Source organism: Oceanicola granulosus HTCC2516 (assembly GCF_000153305.1).
Taxonomy (GTDB): Bacteria; Pseudomonadota; Alphaproteobacteria; order Rhodobacterales; family Rhodobacteraceae; genus Oceanicola; species Oceanicola granulosus.
The window spans coordinates 1701864-1721275 of record NZ_CH724107.1; the positions used below are offsets into that span (position 1 = coordinate 1701864).

General features: G+C 70.4%; 16 protein-coding genes. 11 read left to right on the top strand and 5 right to left on the bottom strand.

What is annotated here, in order from left to right:
- Positions 1 to 34 precede the first annotated feature (34 nt).
- From sucD to rpe, 8 genes are all read left to right on the top strand, one after another.
- Positions 35 to 916: a succinate--CoA ligase subunit alpha gene (gene sucD / locus OG2516_RS08065; protein WP_007255152.1), complete on the top strand. Its 882-nt coding sequence runs from the start codon at positions 35 to 37 to the stop codon at positions 914 to 916.
- Positions 917 to 1124: 208 nt separating this feature from the next.
- Positions 1125 to 4094 (top strand): 2-oxoglutarate dehydrogenase E1 component, encoded by a 2970-nt coding sequence (locus OG2516_RS08070; RefSeq protein ID WP_007255153.1) that lies wholly within the window; start codon positions 1125 to 1127, stop codon positions 4092 to 4094.
- Between the two features lie 4 nt (positions 4095 to 4098).
- A complete protein-coding gene (gene odhB, locus OG2516_RS08075; RefSeq protein ID WP_007255154.1) occupies positions 4099 to 5721 on the top strand; it encodes a 2-oxoglutarate dehydrogenase complex dihydrolipoyllysine-residue succinyltransferase in 1623 nt (540 codons plus the stop codon).
- A 5-nt stretch (positions 5722 to 5726) separates the two neighbouring features.
- Positions 5727 to 6389: a hypothetical protein gene (locus tag OG2516_RS19925; RefSeq protein ID WP_156799298.1), complete on the top strand. Its 663-nt coding sequence runs from the start codon at positions 5727 to 5729 to the stop codon at positions 6387 to 6389.
- Between the two features lie 27 nt (positions 6390 to 6416).
- Positions 6417 to 7340: a glycosyltransferase family 2 protein gene (locus OG2516_RS08080; protein WP_007255156.1), complete on the top strand. Its 924-nt coding sequence runs from the start codon at positions 6417 to 6419 to the stop codon at positions 7338 to 7340.
- The gene (locus tag OG2516_RS08085; protein WP_007255157.1) at positions 7337 to 7759 is read left to right on the top strand and encodes an MAPEG family protein; all 423 of its coding nucleotides are present in this window, start codon (positions 7337 to 7339) and stop codon (positions 7757 to 7759) included. The genes OG2516_RS08080 and OG2516_RS08085 overlap by 4 nt, the downstream gene beginning before the upstream one ends.
- 78 nt (positions 7760 to 7837) lie before the next feature.
- Positions 7838 to 9223 (top strand): dihydrolipoyl dehydrogenase, encoded by a 1386-nt coding sequence (lpdA, locus tag OG2516_RS08090; protein WP_007255158.1) that lies wholly within the window; start codon positions 7838 to 7840, stop codon positions 9221 to 9223.
- Positions 9216 to 9896, top strand: coding sequence for a ribulose-phosphate 3-epimerase (gene rpe, locus OG2516_RS08095; protein WP_007255159.1), 681 nt, complete (start codon positions 9216 to 9218; stop codon positions 9894 to 9896). Before lpdA ends, rpe begins: the two co-directional genes overlap by 8 nt.
- Before the next feature lie 100 nt (positions 9897 to 9996).
- On the opposite strand, the gene OG2516_RS08100 is transcribed toward rpe, so the two are convergent.
- The 4 genes from OG2516_RS08100 to araD are packed head-to-tail and all read right to left on the bottom strand — an operon-like array spanning position 9997 to position 15137.
- Positions 9997 to 11520, bottom strand: a complete 1524-nt coding sequence (locus tag OG2516_RS08100; RefSeq protein ID WP_007255160.1) for an aldehyde dehydrogenase (NADP(+)) — start codon at positions 11518 to 11520, stop codon at positions 9997 to 9999.
- Between the two features lie 23 nt (positions 11521 to 11543).
- Positions 11544 to 12461 carry a dihydrodipicolinate synthase family protein gene (locus tag OG2516_RS08105; protein WP_007255161.1) on the bottom strand — a complete coding sequence of 306 codons (918 nt, stop codon included), beginning with the start codon at positions 12459 to 12461 and terminating at the stop codon, positions 11544 to 11546.
- Positions 12462 to 12471: 10 nt separating this feature from the next.
- Complete coding sequence (locus tag OG2516_RS08110; protein ID WP_007255162.1) at positions 12472 to 13395, bottom strand: Gfo/Idh/MocA family protein; 924 nt, start codon at positions 13393 to 13395, stop codon at positions 12472 to 12474.
- Positions 13395 to 15137, bottom strand: coding sequence for an L-arabinonate dehydratase (gene araD / locus OG2516_RS08115; RefSeq protein WP_007255163.1), 1743 nt, complete (start codon positions 15135 to 15137; stop codon positions 13395 to 13397). The genes OG2516_RS08110 and araD overlap by 1 nt, the downstream gene beginning before the upstream one ends.
- A gap of 129 nt (positions 15138 to 15266) precedes the next feature.
- On the opposite strand from araD, the gene OG2516_RS08120 reads away from it, so the two are divergent.
- The 3 genes from OG2516_RS08120 to OG2516_RS20710 are packed head-to-tail and all read left to right on the top strand — an operon-like array spanning position 15267 to position 18896.
- Positions 15267 to 16184, top strand: a complete 918-nt coding sequence (locus tag OG2516_RS08120; RefSeq protein ID WP_007255164.1) for a LysR family transcriptional regulator — start codon at positions 15267 to 15269, stop codon at positions 16182 to 16184.
- A 58-nt stretch (positions 16185 to 16242) separates the two neighbouring features.
- Positions 16243 to 17316, top strand: a complete 1074-nt coding sequence (locus OG2516_RS08125; protein WP_007255165.1) for an NAD(P)/FAD-dependent oxidoreductase — start codon at positions 16243 to 16245, stop codon at positions 17314 to 17316.
- Positions 17277 to 18896 (top strand): FAD-dependent oxidoreductase, encoded by a 1620-nt coding sequence (locus tag OG2516_RS20710; RefSeq protein WP_007255166.1) that lies wholly within the window; start codon positions 17277 to 17279, stop codon positions 18894 to 18896. Before OG2516_RS08125 ends, OG2516_RS20710 begins: the two co-directional genes overlap by 40 nt.
- A gap of 3 nt (positions 18897 to 18899) precedes the next feature.
- On the opposite strand, the gene OG2516_RS08135 is transcribed toward OG2516_RS20710, so the two are convergent.
- Positions 18900 to 19316: a hypothetical protein gene (locus OG2516_RS08135; protein WP_007255167.1), complete on the bottom strand. Its 417-nt coding sequence runs from the start codon at positions 19314 to 19316 to the stop codon at positions 18900 to 18902.
- Positions 19317 to 19412 lie beyond the last annotated feature (96 nt).

A 19412-nucleotide genomic window follows, 5' to 3' on the forward strand; every position in this document is an offset into this window, starting at 1 on the left:
GACATCGGGCACACCAGACAAAGGACGAGGGCACATGGCCGTACTGATCGACGAGACCACCAAGGTGATCTGCCAGGGCCTCACCGGCTCGCAAGGCACCTTCCATTCCGAACAGGCGATCGCCTACGGCACCAAGATGGTCGGCGGCGTCACCCCCGGCAAGGGCGGGCAGACCCACCTCGACCTGCCGGTGTTCAACTCGGTGCACGAGGCCAGGGCCGCGACCGAGGCCAACGCCTCGGTGATCTACGTCCCCCCGCCCTTCGCGGCGGATTCGATCCTCGAGGCGATCGACGCCCAGATGGAGCTGATCGTCTGCATCACCGAGGGCATCCCAGTGCTCGACATGATGCGCGTCAAGCGCGCCCTCGAGGGCAGCGCCTCGGTGCTGATCGGGCCGAACTGCCCCGGGGTGATCACGCCGGACGCCTGCAAGATCGGCATCATGCCCGGCCACATCCACAAGCGCGGGACCGTCGGCGTCGTCTCGCGCTCGGGCACGCTCACCTACGAGGCGGTCAAGCAGACCACCGATGTCGGGCTCGGCCAGTCCACCTGCGTCGGCATCGGCGGCGACCCGATCAAGGGGACCGAGCACATCGACGTGCTCGAGTGGTTCCTCGCCGACGACGAGACCGAGAGCATCATCATGATCGGCGAGATCGGCGGCAGCGCCGAGGAGGAGGCCGCGCAGTTCCTCAAGGACGAGGCCAAGCGCGGCCGCACGAAGCCGGTCGCCGGCTTCATCGCCGGCCGCACCGCGCCTCCGGGCCGCCGCATGGGCCATGCCGGCGCCATCGTCGCCGGCGGCAAGGGCGGCGCCGAGGACAAGATCGAGGCGATGAAGTCCGCCGGCATCGTGGTCGCCGACAGCCCCGCCACGCTCGGCGAGGCCGTGCTCGAGGCGATCGGCTAGGCCATGCCCGCCCGGGCCGCCTCCCGCGCCAGCCTGCCGCCGCGTGCGGCGGGTGCGGCGTTGCCCCGCGCCCGATCCATCATATCTAACGGTGCGCCCGCCCCGCGGACGCGCCGGACCCCGCGCGCACGCCTCGCCGTCGCGCCCTCACCCGTCTCGCGCTTCCGCGGCGCACCCCGGCCAAGACCCGCCTGAAAGGCCACGAGCGATGACCGACCAGTCCCCGAACGACGTCTTCCACGCCTCCTCCTTCCTGCAGGGGGCGAACGCCGACTACATCGAGCAGCTCTACGCGCGCTACGCCGACGATCCGCGCGCCGTCGACGAGAGCTGGCGGGAGTTCTTCAAGGCCCTCGGCGACCAGACCGGCGCCGCCAAGGCCGAGGCCGCCGGGCCCTCCTGGGCCCGCGCCGACTGGCCGCCCCAGCCCAGCGACGAGCTGACCGCCGCGCTCGACGGCCAGTGGCCGGCCGAGACGCGCCCCGACGCCAAGGCCGCCGGCGACAAGATCCGCGACAAGGCCGCCGCCACCGGCGTCTCCGTCAGCGAGGAGCAGATCCGCCACGCGGTGCTCGACTCGATCCGCGCGCTGATGCTGATCCGCGCCTACCGCATCCGCGGCCACCTCGCCGCCGACCTCGATCCGCTCGGCATGCGCGAGCAGGTCCCCCACCCCGAGCTCGACCCGGCCAGCTACGGCTTCACCAAGGCCGACATGGACCGGCCGATCTTCATCGACAACGTGCTCGGCCTCGAGATCGCGAGCCTCAACGAGATCCTCGAGATCGTGCGCCGCACCTATTGCGGCACCTTCGCGCTCCAGTACATGCACATCTCCGACCCCGAGCAGGCGGCGTGGCTCAAGGAGCGGATCGAGGGCTACGGCAAGGAGATCCACTTCACCCAGACCGGCCGCAAGGCGATCCTCAACAAGCTGGTCGAGGCCGAGGGCTTCGAGAAGTTCCTGCACGTCAAGTACATGGGCACCAAGCGCTTCGGCCTCGACGGCGGCGAGGCGCTGATCCCGGCGATGGAGCAGATCATCAAGCGCGGCGGCGCGCTCGGGATCAAGGACATCGTCATCGGCATGCCGCACCGGGGCCGGCTCAGCGTGCTCGCCAACGTCATGCAGAAGCCCTACAAGGCGATCTTCAACGAGTTCCAGGGCGGCTCCTTCAAGCCCGAGGACGTCGACGGCTCGGGCGACGTGAAGTACCACCTCGGCGCCTCGTCCGACCGCGAGTTCGACGGCAACGTCGTCCACCTCAGCCTGACCGCCAACCCCAGCCACCTCGAGGCGGTCAACCCGGTCGTGCTCGGCAAGGTGCGCGCCAAGCAGGATCAGCTGAAGGACACCGAGCGCAAGCAGGTCATGGGCATCCTGCTGCACGGCGACGCCGCCTTCGCGGGCCAAGGCGTGGTGGCCGAGGGGTTCGGCCTCTCCGGCCTGCGCGGCCACAAGACCGGCGGCACCATGCACATCGTGGTGAACAACCAGATCGGCTTCACCACCGCGCCGCACTTCTCGCGCTCCAGCCCCTACCCCACCGACATCGCGCTGATGGTCGAGGCCCCGATCTTCCACGTCAACGGCGACGACCCGGAGGCCGTCGTCCACGCCGCGCGCGTCGCCACCGAGTTCCGCCAGAAGTTCGGCAAGGACGTGGTGATCGACATGATCTGCTACCGTCGCTTCGGCCACAACGAGGGCGACGAGCCGATGTTCACCAACCCGGTGATGTACAAGAAGATCAAGGGCCACAAGACGACCCTGACCCTCTACACCGAGCGGCTGGTCAAGGACGGGCTGATCCCCGAGGGCGAGATCGAGGACATGAAGGCCTCGTTCCAGTCGATGCTCAACGAGGAGTTCGAGGCCGGTAAGACCTACAAGCCCAACAAGGCCGACTGGCTCGACGGGCGCTGGTCGCACATGGACAAGATGAAGGAGGGCAAGTACCAGCGCGGCAAGACCTGGATCAAGCGCGAGACGCTCGAACAGATCGGCAAGGCGCTGACCAACGCCCCCGACGACTTCACCGTCCACCGCACCGTCCAGCGCCTGCTCGAGTCCAAGCGCCAGATGTTCGAGACGGGCGACGGCTTCGACTGGGCCACCGCCGAGGCGCTGGCCTTCGGCTCGCTGCTCACCGAGGGCTACCCGGTGCGTCTCTCCGGCCAGGACAGCGCGCGCGGCACCTTCTCGCAGCGCCACTCCGCGCTCGTCAGCCAGGAGACGGAAGAGCGCTACTACCCGCTCAACCACATCCGCGAGGGCCAGGCCCGCTACGAGGTCATCGACTCGATGCTCTCCGAGTACGCGGTGCTCGGCTTCGAGTACGGCTATTCCCTCGCCGAGCCCAACGCGCTGACGCTCTGGGAGGCCCAGTTCGGCGACTTCGCCAACGGCGCGCAGATCATGTTCGACCAGTTCATCTCGTCGGGCGAGAGCAAGTGGCTGCGCATGTCGGGCCTCGTGATGCTGCTGCCGCACGGCTACATGGGCCAGGGCCCCGAGCACTCCTCCGCCCGCCTCGAGCGCTTCCTGCAGATGTGCGGGCAGGACAACTGGATCGTCGCCAACTGCACGACCCCGGCCAACTACTTCCACATCCTGCGCCGCCAGCTGCACCGCTCGTTCCGCAAGCCGCTCGTGCTGATGACCCCGAAGGACCTGCTGCGCCACAAGCTCGCGGTCTCGCGCGACGAGGACTTCCTGCAGGGCTCCTCCTTCCACCGGGTCCTCTGGGACGACGCCGAGAAGGGCAACTCCGACACCGAGCTGAAGCCCGACGGCGAGATCAAGCGCGTCGTCATGTGCTCGGGCCGGGTCTACTTCGACCTGCTCGAGGAGCGTGATGCGCGCGGCATCGACGACATCTACCTGATGCGCTTCGAGCAGTTCTACCCGTTCCCCGCCCAGTCGGCGGTGAAGGAGCTCGAGCGCTTCAAGGGCGCCGAGATGATCTGGTGCCAGGAAGAGCCCAAGAACCAGGGCGCCTGGTCCTTCATCGAGCCCAACCTCGAGTGGGTCCTGTCGCGCATCGACGCCGCCAACAAGCGGCCCCGCTACGTCGGCCGCCCCGCCGCCGCCTCCCCGGCGACCGGCCTCGCCTCCCAGCACAAAGCCCAGCAAGAGGCGCTCGTGAACGACGCCCTGACCATCGAAGGGAACTGATCAGATGTCCGTAGAAGTCCGCGTCCCCGCCCTCGGAGAGAGCGTCACCGAAGCCACCGTCGCCACCTGGTTCAAGAAGCCGGGCGACGCCGTCGAGGCCGACGAGATGCTCTGCGAGCTCGAGACCGACAAGGTGACGGTCGAGGTCCCCTCCCCCGCCGCCGGCAAGCTCGACGAGATCGTCGCCGCCGAGGGCGAGACGGTCGGCGTCGACGCGCTGCTCGCCAACATCGCCGAGGCCGGCCACGCCGGCTCCTCGACCGACATCAAGCCCCGCGAGGGCAAGAGCGCCAACCCCGAGCCCGCCGAGCCCGACGCCGGCACCGAGGGCAAGAGCGGCGCCGACGGCTCGGGCGACGGCGGCGGCGGCGGCGAGGAGATCGAGATCACCGTCCCCGCCCTCGGCGAGAGCGTCACCGAGGCCACCGTCTCGACCTGGTTCAAGAAGCCCGGCGACAGCTTCGAGGCCGACGAGATGCTCTGCGAGCTCGAGACCGACAAGGTCTCCGTCGAGGTGCCCGCCCCCGCCGCCGGCACCCTGAGCAAGCTGCTCGCCGAGGAAGGCGCCACCGTCGAGGCCGGCGGCAAGCTCGCCCTGATGACCACCGGCAAGGCCGCCGCCTCGGCCAAGGCCGAGGGCACGCCCGCGACCACCACGAGCCAGACCCCCGAGGGCGACCGCGGCGGCTACGGCGACCGCGGCACCCCCGACACGCCGCCCACCACCGAGAGCCGCGGCGACATCGAGGACGCGCCCTCCGCCAAGAAGATGATGGCCGAGAAGAACCTCTCCGCCGACGCCGTCACCGGCACCGGCAAGGGCGGGCGCATCATGAAGGAAGACGTGCTCAACGCGCTCAACAAGCCGCAGCAGGCCGAGGCGCCCAAGCCCCAGGCCGCCCGCGCGCCCTCCACCCCGGCCGACGCCGACCGCGAGGAGCGGGTCAAGATGACCCGCCTGCGCCAGACCATCGCCCGCCGCCTCAAGGAGGCGCAGAACAACGCCGCCATGCTGACCACCTACAACGAGGTGGACATGGGCGGCATCATGGACCTGCGCAACGAGTACAAGGACCTGTTCCTCAAGAAGCACGGCGTGAAGCTCGGCTTCATGTCCTTCTTCGTGAAGGCCTGCTGCCACGCGCTCAACGAGGTGCCCGACGTCAACGCCGAGATCGACGGCACCGACGTGGTCTACAAGAACTACGTCAACATGGGCATCGCCGTCGGCACCCCCAACGGCCTCGTCGTGCCCGTCGTGCGCGACGCCCACGAGAAGGGCTTCGCCCAGATCGAGAAGGAGATCGCCGAGCTCGGCGCCAAGGGCCGCGACGGCAAGCTGTCGATGGCCGACATGCAGGGCGGCAGCTTCACCATCTCCAACGGCGGCGTCTATGGCTCGCTGATGTCCTCGCCGATCCTCAACCCGCCGCAATCGGGCATCCTCGGCATGCACAAGATCCAGGAGCGTCCGATGGTCGTGAAGGGCCAGATCGTCGCCCGCCCGATGATGTACCTCGCCCTCAGCTACGACCACCGTATCGTCGACGGCAAGGGCGCCGTGACCTTCCTCGTGCGCGTGAAGGAAGCGCTCGAGGATCCCCGCCGCCTGCTGATGGACCTCTGAGCAGAATGAAGTACATCTTCGCGTTTCTGCAGCCGGAGAAGCTGCCGGAAAAACCCCTCGATCGCTTCTTCGCGATGTTCGATGCCGCTAACGAGATGGTCGATAATCTAGTAACTGACGATAGCCAGCCCGATTTCGATAATCTAGTTTTCGATGAGTATTCAAGTGTCTTAGAAACGTCCGCAGAAGCTTTGGGGATTCACCTTCCAATAACTCCCGGAAATGACTCTAGCCTTCACTACAGAATGAGGCGGGCTGTCGGGAAAATGAAGTTGGAGAACATACTTCGCCGAGGAGAAGAAGAGAAGCTGACGCTCCTAAGTCCCGCAACTCGCTCCGAGATTCAGCTCCAGATCGACGTACTGAGGAAATCTATTGAAACCTCCTCTATTCCCGAAAATCGGAAGATGAAGTTGAACAAGAAGCTCGAGCAGATAGAGGAGATCATCGACGAAGGGATCATCGACGTACGGAATGTACTTATGATCCTATCCATAGTTGGCGCCGGGCTCGTGACTACAACAGGATTCCTCGCTGATGCACCAGGTGCGATTGGTACCATCACGGCACTTATCGGAGTGGAGCAAGACGCACAGAGCGATGAACCAATTATGCTTGAGAGGGACGAACCTCCGAAACTTCTACAGGGGCCACTCGAAAGGGAATAGTTACTCCTGCCAAAGGAAACTCCTTCAATGACTCCCGCGATCATGTCCTGCATGCGCGACGAGGGCGCGCACCTGCTCGAGTGGCTCGCCTACCACCGCGCCATCGGCTTCGGCGAGATCGTCGTCTGCAGCAACGACTGCACCGACGGCTCCGACATTCTGCTCGACCGCCTCCACGCCGCCGGCGCCGTCACCCACATCCGCAACGACGTGCCCCCCGGCACCGCGCCCCAGGCGAGCGGCGCGCGACGCGCCCTCGACCACCTGCGCGGCCGCGCGCCCTGGGTGCTGCACATCGACGCCGACGAGTTCCTCAACGTCCACCTCGGCGCGGGCCGCGTCCACGTCCTCCTCGCCCAGGCCCCCGACGCCGACTGCATCGCGCTCGGCTGGCGCAACTTCGGCGACAACGGCCACGCCGCCTGGCCCGGCGCCACCCTGCCGCACTTCACCCGCCGCGAAGGCCCGCCCGCGCCCGACGAGGCCTACTTCAAGTGCCTGTTCCGCCCCGACCGCTTCGGCCACGCCCACGCCCACATGCCGACCGACCCGCGCGTCGCCGACCCGGTGCTCGTCAACGCCGCCGGCGAGCGCATTGCCAACGGACAGCTGTCCGCTACCGCACCACGTGTCCGCTTCTTCCCCGTAGGGAAGGCGCTGCGCCTCGATCACGCCTGCATCAACCACTACGGCGTCAAGTCGCCCGACCTGTTCTCCCTCAAGCGCGCCCGCGGCCGCGGCGAGAACACCAGCGGCGCCGGCAAGTACCGCGTCGGCTCCCAGTGGCACCGCCGCGCCAACCGCAACGACGTCGAGGACACCAGCATCCTGCGCCACCGCCCCGCCACCGACGCCGCCCTCGCCGAGCTGCGCGCGCTTCCGGGCGTCGCCGCCGCCGAGGCCGCCTGCCGCGCCTGGCTCGACACCGCCCGCCTGGAGGCCGCGCGATGACCTTCGAGCTCACCGCCCTCGCCCTCGCCGCCCTGCTCCAGGCCGCCCAGCTCGTCCTCATGGCGGTTCCCGCGAATCTCGAGCTCGGCCCCGGCAAGACCCTCTCGCCGCGCGACCCGCACCGGCTGAAGGCGCCCCTGGCGGAGCAGGTCTCGCCCCGCACCGGCCGCCTCTACCGCGCCTACGACAACCACAACGAGGCGCTGCTGCTCTTCGCCATCGCCTGCGTCCTCGTCACCCTCGCCGGCGCCGCCTCCCCCCTCACCGCCGGCCTCGCCGCCGCCTACCTCGTCGCCCGCGCCCTCTACGTGCCCGCCTACGCCTTCGGCTGGGTGCCCTGGCGCTCGCTCTTCTTCGCCGTCGCCTGGTTCGCCAGCCTCGCGATGATCCTGATCGCCCTCTTCGCTTCATCTGGCTGAAAATATGCCCGGGGGGAGGCGCGGCACGCGCCTCGGGGGCAGGCAGCCCCCTCCCCGGCCAAACGAAAGGACAAACCCATGGCAGACTACGACGTGATCGTCATCGGCTCCGGCCCCGGCGGCTATGTCTGCGCCATCCGCTGCGCCCAGCTCGGCCTCAAGACCGCCTGCGTCGAGGCCCGCGACACCCTCGGCGGCACCTGCCTCAACATCGGCTGCATCCCCTCCAAGGCGCTGCTCCACGCCACCGAGATGCTGCACGAGGCCGAGCACAACTTCGCCGAGATGGGCCTGAAGGGCAAAAGCCCGTCCGTCGACTGGAAGCAGATGCTCGCCTACAAGGACAAGACCATCTCGCAAAACACCGGCGGCATCGAGTTCCTGTTCAAGAAGAACAAGATCGACTGGCTCAAGGGCTGGGGCTCGATCCCCGAGGCCGGCAAGGTCAAGGTCGGCGACGAGACCCACAACGCCAGGCACATCGTCATCGCCTCGGGCTCCGAGCCCAGCGCGCTCAAGGGCGTCGAGGTCGACGAGAAGACCGTCGTTACCTCCACCGGCGCGCTCGAGCTCGGCAAGGTGCCCAGGAAGATGGTCGTGATCGGCGCCGGCGTCATCGGGCTCGAGCTCGGCTCGGTCTACCGCCGGCTCGGCGCCGAGGTCACCGTCGTCGAGTTCCTCGACCAGATCACCCCGACGATGGACGGCGAGGTCGCCAAGCAGTTCAAGCGGATGCTCGGCAAGCAGGGCTTCGAGTTCGTCCTCGGCGCCGCGGTGCAGTCGGTCGAGACGAAGGGCGGCAAGGCGACGGTCCACTACAAGCTGCGCAAGGACGACAGCGACGCCAGCCTCGAGGCCGACACCGTCCTCGTCTCCACCGGCCGCCGCCCCTTCACCGACAAGCTCGGCCTCGACGCGCTCGGCGTCGAGCTCGAGCGCGGCATGATCAAGACCGACGACCACTTCCGCACCAACGTCGCGGGCATCTACGCCATCGGCGACGCGATCAAGGGGCCGATGCTGGCCCACAAGGCCGAGGACGAGGGCATGGCCTGCGCCGAGGGCATCGCCGGGCAGCACCCGCACGTCAATTACGGGGTGATCCCCTCGGTCATCTACACCCACCCCGAGGTCGCCGCCGTGGGCTTCACCGAGGAAGAGCTCAAGGAGCAGGGCCGCGCCTACAAGGTCGGCAAGTTCCCCTTCATGGGCAACGCCCGTGCCAAGGCCAACTTCGCCGGCGAGGGTTTCGTCAAGCTGCTCGCCGACGCCGAGACCGACCGCATCCTCGGCGCGCACATCATCGGCCCCATGGCCGGAGACCTGATCCACGAGATCTGCGTCGCGATGGAGTTCGGCGCCGCCGCCGAGGACATCGCCCGCACCTGCCACGCCCACCCGACCTACTCCGAGGCGGTGCGCGAGGCCGCGCTGGCCTGCGGCGACGGGGCGATCCATGTCTGAGCGCCGCGTCGCCATCGCGCCCTCGATCCTCGCCGCCGACTTCGCCGACTTCGGCCGCGAGGTCCGCGCGGTCGAGGACCAGGGCGCCGACATGATCCACGTCGACGTGATGGACGGGCACTTCGTGCCCAACCTCACCTTCGGCCCGCAGATGGTGAAGGCCCTGCGCCCGCACGTGAAGACGGTGATGGACGTCCACCTGATGATCGCCCCGGTCGATCCCTACATCGACGCCTACGCCGAGGCCGGGGCCGACATCCTGAGCGCCCACTACGAAGCCGGCCCGCACATCCACCGCACCCTGCAGGCGATCCGCGGCCACGGCATGAAGGCCGGCCTCGCCCTCAATCCCGGCACCCCCGTCGAGGTCGCCGGCCCCGTGCTCGACCTCTGCGACACAGTGCTGGTGATGACGGTCAATCCGGGCTTCGGCGGCCAGTCCTTCCTCGAGAGCCAGCTCGAGCAGATCCGCCGCCTGCGCGCGATGATCGGCGACCGCCCGATCACCATCGGCATCGACGGCGGCGTCGACACCCGCACCGCCCCCCTCGCCGCCGCCGCGGGCGGCGACATGCTCGTTGCCGGCTCCGCGATCTTCAAGCACGGCTCCGCCGACGACCCGGCCCCCTACGGCGAGGCCATCACCGCCCTCCGCGAGGCCGCCCGCCCGTAGGGTGCGCATTCATTGCGCACCCCACCCAATCGCCGGCAAGGCAACAAAAAACCCGGCGCAGCCGCCTGCGCCGGGTCAGTCAGCGTCCGGGCCTGATCGCTCAGGCGAGGTCCGCAGGGAGCAGGGCGTCGGGCATGTTCTGGTAGCAGACCGGCCGCAGGAAGCGGCGGATCGAGAGCGTGCCGACGGAGGTGGCGCCGAAGTTGGTGGAGGCCGGGTAGGGGCCGCCGTGGACCATCGTGTCGGAGACCTCCACGCCGGTCGGGAAGCCATTGACCAGCAGCCGGCCCGCCTTGCGCTCGACGATCGGCATCAGCGAGCGGGCGAGCTCGGTGTCGCCGTCGTCCATCTGCAGCGTCACGGTCAGCTGGCCGGCGAAGCTCTGGGCCACCTCGCGCATCTCCTCGTCGCTCTCGACGGTGACGATCAGGCCGAGCGGGCCGAAGACCTCTTCCGCCAGCTCGTGGTTGCCCACCCAGTCGGAGCCCTTGACCATGTAGAGGTACGGCGTCGCGGTGCGGCCCTCGCAGGTGGTCTTGAGCAGCTCGCGCACGCCCTGCCCCGCGCCGACGCGCTTGGTCCCCTCCTGGTAGGCCTTGGCGATGCCGCCGGTCAGCATGACCTGCTCGCCCACTTCGGCCAGCGCCGCCTTGGCGGCCTCGGCGAAGGCCTCGGCCTGGTCGGCGCGGACCACGGCGATGCCGGGGTTGGTGCAGAACTGCCCCGCGCCCATGGTCAGCGAGCCGGCCCAGCCCTTGGCGATCTCGGCGGAGCGGGCGGACATCGCCTCGGGCAGCAGGAACATCGGGTTGACCGAGCCGAGTTCGCCGAAGAACGGGATCGGCTCGTCACGCTGGGCGCACAGGTCGAACAGCGCGCGGCCGCCGCCGAGCGAGCCGGTGAAGCCGACGGCCTTGATCAGCGGGTGCTGCACCAGCGCCTGCCCGGTCTCGCGGGTGCCGCCCTGCACGAGGGAGAACACGCCCTTGGGCATCCCGCACGCTTCGACGGCGGCCTTGATCGCCTCGGCGACGATCTCGCCGGTGCCGGGGTGCGCGGAGTGGCCCTTGACCACGACCGGGCAGCCGGCGGCCAGCGCGGCGGCGGTGTCGCCCCCGGCGGTGGAGAAGGCGAGCGGGAAGTTCGACGCGCCGAAGACGGCGACCGGGCCGATGGGCCGCTGCACCATCTTCAGGTCCGGGCGCGGCAGCGGCTGACGATCGGGGAGCGCCTCGTCGTGGCGGCGGTCGAGGTAGTCGCCCTTGAGGATGTGGTCGGCGAAGAGCCGCAGCTGGCCGACGGTGCGGCCGCGCTCGCCCTGCAGGCGCGCCTCGGGCAGGCCGGTCTCGGCGCTGCCGATGGCGGTGATCGCCTCGGCGCGGGCCTCGATCTCGTCGGCGATGGTGTTGAGGAACTTCGCGCGCGCCTCGCGGCTCGAGTAGCCGTAGCTCCAGAAGGCCTCCTCGGCGGCCGTCACGGCGGCGTCCACGTGGGCGGGCGTGCCGACGGAGAAGTCGTGCGCCGGCCCGCTCGCGGGCTCGGAGGCGAAGGTGGCGTCGCCGGCCACCCACTCGCCGGCGATCAGGTGGCGGCCATGCGGGGTGAAGGGGGTCGCTCCGTCCATGTGTCGGGCTCCTATGTCAGTCGTCACTTGCCCCATTTCAGGGCGATGAGGTCGAGATCGCGGGCGAGGTCCAGCAGCCGATCCTTGGTGCGCTGCGACATCGGCTTCAGCGGATGGCGCACATGGTCCGAGCCGATCACGCCGCCCGCGGCGTAGACGGTCTTGCAGGCGCGAAGCCCGCATTGTCTGTTCTCGTGATTAATGAGCGGCAGGCACCTTTGCCAACCCCTCAGCGCGGCTTCTTTGTCGCCCTTGAGGTAGTCGCGGACGATCTCGCCGATATGCTCGGGGAACAGCCCCGACGTCATCGTCCCGGTGCAGCCCGCGTCGAGGTCGGCGAGCAGGGTCACGGCCTCTTCGCCGTCGAACGGCCCGACGATGGCGTCGCCGCCCTGCTCGATCAGCGCGGCGAGCTTGTCGGCGGCGAAGGGGCACTCGATCTTGAAGTAGGAGACATTCTCGATCTCACGCGCCATCCGCACCAGCAGCGGCACCGACAGCGTCACGCCCGAGAGCGGCGCGTCCTGCACCATGATCGGGATCGACACCGCGTCGGAGACCGCGCGGAAGTGCTCCATGATGCCCTCGTCGTCGGCCTTGAGGCCCGCGCCGTGGTAGGGCGGCATCATCATCAGCATCGACGCGCCCATCGCCTCGGCCGCCTTGGCGCGGGCGACGGCGATGTCGGTGGAGAAATGGCTCGTCGTCACGATCACCGGCACGCGGCCCGCGTTGTGCTCGAGGCTGACGCGCTGCATCTCGGTGCGCTCGTCGTCCGACAGCAGGAACTGCTCCGAGTAGTTGGCGAGGATGCAGAAGGCGTCGACGCCCTGGTCGATCAGGCAGTCGACGACGTTCCTCATCCCCTGCGGGTCGAGCGTGCCGTCGTCGTGGAATGGCGTGGGGGCAACGGGCAGGATGCCGGTGAGCGGGCTTTGCATGGGGATGGCCTCAGAAGTGGAACGGATCGGTGACGAGACGGCGGCCGAGCAGGAAGGCGTCGGCCACGTGGCGCAGCGGGGCGAGGTCGACGTCGCTCTCGCCGGCCGCGATCAGCTCGGCGAAGCGCGCGTAGAGCCCGGCATACTCGCCGTCGCCGCCGGTCGCGACGATGTCGCCGTCGACGGCCAGCTCCGCGCCGCCCTTGGAGAGCCGCGCGGTGCCCTCGTCGCAGGTCAGCACGATGTCCCAGCTCTGCTCGCCCTCCTGGCGCCAGTCGAACGCGGCGCCGACCTCGGCGCCGCCGGGGTCGGTGAAGGCGAGGTCGGCGGCGATGGGCGTGTCGCGGTTCTCGGGGAAGGTGAGATCGGCGCGGTGCAGGAACAGGCCGCGCGGGTAGATCGCGGTGAGGACGGACAGGCCGTTGATGCCGGGATCGAACACGCCGAGCCCGCCGGCCTGCCAGATCCACTCCTGGCCCGGGTGCCAGCGGCGCACGTCTTCCTTCCAGATCACCTCGACCTTGCGGATGCTCTTGCCGGCGAGCCAGTCGCGCGCCGCGCCGACGGCGGCGGCCTCGCGCGAGTGCCACGAGGCGAACAGCGTGACGCCCCGCGCCCGCGCCAGCGCGACCAGGTCATGGACCTCCGAAAGCGTCGCGCCCGGCGGCTTCTCGAGCATCACGTGCCGCCCCGCCTCGAGCGCGCGGCGGGCGTCGGCGTAGCGCACCTGCGGCGGGGTGCAGAGCGAGACCGCCGGGATGTCGGGCCGCGCGGCGAGCAGGCTGGCGAGGTCGGAATGGGCCTCGACCCCCTCCACCTGCGCGTTGCGGCTGGCCGTGGCGGCCAGCGCGAGGTCGGGGTTGGCGGCGAGCGCCGGGACGTGCTGGTCCCGCGCGATCTTGCCGATCCCGACGAGGGCGACGGCCTGCGCCATCAGTGCGAGTCCTTCGGGATCGGCGCGCCGCGGCAGCCCTTGAGGAAGTCGAAGTCGGCCCCGGTATCGGCGCCCTGCACGTGGTCGTGGAACATCCGCGCATAGCCGCTCGCGGGCGGCTCGATCGGGTTCTTCCACTCCGCCAGCCGCCGCGCGATCTCCTCGTCGGAGAGGTCGAGATGCAGCCGCCGGGCGGGGACGTCGAGCTCGATGATGTCGCCGTCGCGCACGATCGCCAGCGGGCCACCCGCGGCGGCCTCGGGCGAGGTGTGCAGCACCACGGTGCCGTAGGCGGTGCCCGACATCCGCGCGTCGGAGATCCGCACCATGTCGGTGATGCCCTTCTTCAGCACCTTCGGCGGCAGGCCCATGTTGCCCACCTCCGACATCCCCGGATAGCCCTTGGGCCCGCAATTCTTGAGCACCATCACGCAGGTCTCGTCGATGTCGAGGTCGGGGTCGTTGATCTTGGCCTTGTAGTCGTCGATGTCCTCGAAGACGACGGCGCGGCCGCGGTGGACCATCAGCTCGGGCGTCGCCGCCGAGGGCTTGAGCACCGCGCCGCTGGGGGCGAGGTTGCCCTTCAGCACCGCGACGCCACCGGACTGGGCGAGCGCGCGCTCGGGCGGCAGGATGACGTCGTCGTTCCAGTGCTTGACGTCCTTGACCTGCTCCCAGGCGGTCTCGCCCGAGACGGTCAGCGCGTCCTTGTTGAGCAGCCCGGCCTCGCCGAGCCGCTTGAGCACGACGGGCAGGCCGCCGGCGTAGAAGAACTCCTCCATCAGGTACTCGCCCGACGGCATCAGGTTGACGAAGGTCGGCACGTCGCGGCCGAGCCGGTCCCAGTCCTCGAGGCTGAGGTCGAGCCCGACGCGGCCGGCGATGGCGAGCAGGTGGATCACCGCGTTGGTCGAGCCGCCGATGGCGGCGTTGGTGCGGATCGCGTTCTCGAAGGCCTCGCGGGTGAGGATGTCGGAGGGCTTGAGGTCGTCCTTGACCATCTGCACGATGCGCCGCCCCGTCACCTGCGCCATCGCGCGGCGGCGGCTGTCGACGGCCGGAATCGCGGCGTTGCCCGACAGCGCCATGCCCAGCGCCTCGGCCATGCTCGCCATCGTCGAGGCGGTGCCCATCGTGTTGCACGAGCCCGCCGAGCGCGACATCGACGCCTCGGCCTCGGAGAACTCCTCCTGGGTCATGTCGCCGGCCTTCACCGCCTCGGAGAACTTCCACAGGTGGGTGCCCGAGCCCACGCGCTCGCCGGCGAAGTAGCCGTTGAGCATCGGCCCGCCGGTGACGACGATGGAGGGCAGGTCGGTGGAGGCGGCGGCCATGAGCAGCGACGGCGTGGTCTTGTCGCAGCCCACCAGCAGCACGCAGCCGTCGATGGGCTGGCCGCGCATCTGCTCCTCGACGGCCATCGCCGCGAGGTTGCGGAACATCATCGCGGTCGGGCGGAAGGCGCTCTCGGAGGCGGAGAAGGCGGGCACCTCGAGCGGGAAGCCCCCGGCCTCGTAGATGCCGTGCTTCACCCGCTCGGCGAGGTCGCGCAGGTGGGCGTTGCACGGGGTGAGTTCCGACCAGGTGTTCAGGATCGCGATCACCGGGCGGCCGTCGAACAGGTCCGGCGGGAAGCCCTGGTTCCGCATCCAGCCGCGGTGGTAGATGTTGTCGCGGCTGTTGCCGCCGAACCATTCCTGCGAGCGCAGCTTGCGGGGCCATTTAGCGGCTTTGAACGCCATCTTCCTCTCCTGTCTGCCGAGGCGGCGCCGGGCCGCGGGTGTGGTGCGGACGCTACGCCAGCGGCGGCATATCATGCAAATCCGTTTTCGCCGCATGTGCATGACGCATTTGGTATGCGATGGACGGCCATGAGCCACGACCTCGCCAAGCTGCAGCTGCGCCATTACCGGCTGATCGACGCCATCGCCTCGCAGGGGCAGCTGTCGGTCGCCGCCGAGGTGCTGGCGGTGTCGCAGCCCGCCGCCTCGCGGATGCTGGCGGAGGTGGAGCGCACGCTCGGGGCACCCCTGTTCGAGCGGCACCCGAAGGGGATGCGGCCGACGCCGCTGGGCGAGGTGCTGGCGCGGCGGGCGCGGTGGCTGGTGAGCGAGCTCGACGAGGCCGCCGCCGAACTCGCGGCGTTCCGCGCCGGCCGCTTCGGCACCGTGCGGATCGGCGCGGTGACGGGCGCGGCGGTGGCCATCGTCGCCCCGGCGATCCGGGCGCTGGGGGTGGAGCGGGCGGACACCGACATTCACGTCGAGGTCGGCCCGAGCGGCGAGTTGATGGCGGCGCTCGAGGCGGGCGAGCTGGACTTCGCCGTCTGCCGCCTCGCGCAGGGCTTCGACGCGCGCACTTTCGAGCTGCTCGACAGCCACGTGGAGGAGGTCCGCCTCGTGGTGCGCGAGGGCCATCCCCTGCCCCGCCACCGGGTGCCGCTGGCGGCGCTGGCGGGGGCGGGCTGGGTGATCCAGTCGTCGGGCACGCCGATGCGCGCGGCGATGGAGGCCGCCTACGTCGCCGCCGGCCTCGCGCCGCCGACGGAGATCGTCAACACCAGCTCGACGCTCGTGACGATGGCGCTGCTGGCGCAGAGTGACCTCGTCGCCCCGGTGGCGCGCGAGGTGGCGGAGCTGATCGCGGGGCCGGGGATGCCGCTGCGCCGCCTCGCGCTCGACCGCGAGATCGTCATCTCGCCCTACCACCTGATCCGCCACCGCGCCCGGCCGCTCACGCCGCTCGCCGCGCGGCTCATGGCGCTGGTCACGGAGCGGATGACGGGATGAGGGCTGGCCCGCGCCGGACGCCGTGCTAACAAACGCCCAGACGAGGAGGAGCCGGCACATGCACATCGCGATCATCGGCGCCGGGGTCATCGGCATCACGACCGCCCTGGCCCTGGCCGGGCGAGGCCACCGGGTCACGGTGCTCGACCGCGAGGGCATTGCGGCGGGCGCGTCGCAGGGCAATGCCGGGGGCTTCGCCTTCTCCGAGGTGATCCCGCTGGCGACGCCGCGCATCATGACGCAGGCGCCGAAGTGGCTGGCCGACCCGGACGGGCCGCTCAGCATCCCGCCGGGCTACCTGCTTCCCATCGCGCCGTGGCTGGTCCGGTTCTGGCGCGCGAGCCGCCCCGACCGCTACCGCGCCGCCGTCACCGCGCAGGCGGCGCTGATGGCGCTGTCACGCCGCGAGCTCGAGGCGCTGGTCGCGGCGCAGGGGCTGGAGGGGCTGCTGCGCCGGCAGGGGCAGCTCAGCGTCTATCGCAGCGAGGCCGCCTTCGACGCCGCCGGCCCGGCGCGCGAGGAGGCGCGGGCGGCAGGGGTGACCCTCGACGTGCTGCGCGGTGCGGGGGCGCTCGCGGAGGTCCAGCCGGGGCTCGCGCCCGACTTCGTGCACGGGACGTTCACGCCGGACTGGATCAACGTCGTCGATCCCAAGGCGTGGGTCGAGGCGCTGGCCGAGCGGCTGCGCGCGCGCGGCGGCGCGATCCGCGAGGCCGAGGCGAAGGCGGTGCGCTGCGAGGGCGAGGGCGTGGTGGTCGAGACGCGCGCGGGGCCGGTCGCGGCCGACCGCGCCGTGGTGGCCTGCGGGGCGTGGTCGCTGCCGGTGATCGAGGGCCTCGGCCTGCGCCCGCCGCTCGAGACGGAGCGCGGCTACAACACCACCCTGCCGTCGGGCGCGTTCGACCTGCGCACGCAGGTCACCTTCGCCGAGCACGGCTTTGTGGCCAGCCGCATCGGCGAGGGCGTGCGCATCGGCGGCGCCGTCGAGCTGGGCGGGCTGACGCGGCCGCCGCGCATGGCGCGGGCGGAGGCGATGCTGCGCAAGGCGCGCCGCTTCCTGCCGGGCTGCGCACCGAGGGCGGACGGCAGTGGATGGGCTTCCGCCCGTCGCTGCCGGACTCGCTGCCCGTGATCGGACAGGCGCCTGGCGCGCCGCAGGTGCTGCTCGCCTTCGGTCACGGCCATCTCGGCCTCACCCAGTCTCCCGCGACGGCCCGCCTCATCGCCGACCTCGTCGACGGCCGCAGCCCCGAGATCCACCTGGCCCCCTACCGCGTCGACCGCTTCCGCGGCGCGGTGAAGACCCGCACGGCCGACACCCCCGCACCGCGCGCGCCCGCCACGCCCGCGCCGGCGGGCGACGACCCGCGGCCGCTCGTCCACTTCACGCCACGCACCGGCTGGATCAACGATCCGAACGGCCTGATCCACGCCGACGGGCAGTGGCACGCCTTCTATCAGTACAACCCCGCCGGCATCACACACGGGCCGATGCACTGGGGCCACGCGGTCAGCGACGACCTGCTGAACTGGAGCGAGCTCGACGTCGCCCTCGCGCCCGACCCGGACGAGGGCGAGGCGTTCTCCGGCAGCGCCGTCGCCGCCAGCGAGGGCCCGTTCGCCCCCGCGCTGGGCGACGCGGCCTACGCGCTGGTCTATACCGGCCACCAGCCGCTCGACGCGCCGCCGCCCGGCGACGCGCGCGAGCGCCAGTGCCTCGCCCTCGCCGGGCCCGGGCTCGACGGCATCCGCCGCTTCGAGCGCAACCCGGTGCTCGAGGATGCCGAGTACCGGCATTTCCGCGATCCGAAGGTGATCTTCCACGCCGAAAGCGGCCGCTGGATCATGGTGATCACCCTGGGGCAGGAGATCGGCTTCTACAGCTCGCCCGACCTCGTCGAATGGCGCGCCGAGAGCCGCTTCGGCGCCGGGCACGGCGCGCACAGCGAGCATCCGTGGGAGTGTCCCGACCTGTTCCCCCTCGACGCCCCCGACGGAGCGCGGCGATGGGTGCTGGTGGTCGGCGTCGCCACCGGCGGCGTCACCGGCGGATCGGCGACGCAGTATTTCGTCGGCGACTTCGACGGCACGACCTTCACCTGCGCCGACAGCCCCGAAACGGTGCTCTGGCTCGACCACGGCCCCGACTTCTACGCTGCGCAGACCTTCTCGGGCGCGCCGCAGCGGACGATGCTCGCCTGGATGAACAACTGGGCCTACGCCCAGCAGACCCTGGACGGCGCCGACTGGCGCGGCAGCCTCAGCCTCGCGCGGGTGCTGCGGCTGGAGGACAGCCCCGATGGCCCGCGCCTCTGCCACGCCTTCACCGACCTCGGCCCGGTCGCCCGCGTGGGGCTCGGCGAGCGGCGGCAGACGGACGGCCTCTGGCGCATCGACGAGACGCTCGAGCTCGCCGACGGCGCGGCCCGCCACCTGCGCCTCGCGCCCGACGCGCCGACGCTGGAGCTGCGCCGCGCGGGCGACATGGTGAGCGCGCGGCTGCTGCGCGACGGGCGGCTGGACGGGGCCGACGTGCCGGCCTTCGCCGTCGACAGCACCGCCCGCATCCCCTGCCCCGGCCCGGTGCGGCTCGAGGCGGTGATGGACCGCACGCGCATCGAGATCCTAATCGCCGACGGGCGCGCGAGCTTCTCGGCGCTGTCCTACGCCCACGAGCCCGGCGCGGCCGCCCCGGTGCTCGACGACCTGTGAGCCTCAGCGCTCGCAGGTGATGTTGACCATGTGCGTCTGGGTGCGCACCTGCACGTACATCTGCCGCCCGTCGAGGCGGCGCACGGTCATCTGGTAGGGCTCCTGCATCCCGTTGGCGCGTGTCAGCTGGCCGCGGAAGCGCACCGCGTCGGGCTCGATGTCGGGCGCGAGATCGTACTGCCCGCCCCCCTGGATGCCGATCTGGCCGAGGGCGAAGTTGAAGTAGTAGCCCTGCATCCCGAAGGTGCCGTCGGCATTGGCGGTGAGCTGGTACTCCCAGTAATGCTTGTCGTCGGCGAGCCCGCTGAGCGGGTCCATCGCGTGCTTGCACAGGTACTGCCCGGCGATCTGGGTGAGATGGTCCGCGGCGACCGGCCCGGCCACGAGGCCCGCCAGCAGCGCGGAGATAATGATCCGCATGATGCCACTCCGTCATTGAATGGCGGCAATATAGCATGCGGCCGGCTGCCCCGCGCAGCGATAATCGACAGGCGGATCAGCGGGCTGCGGCGCTCG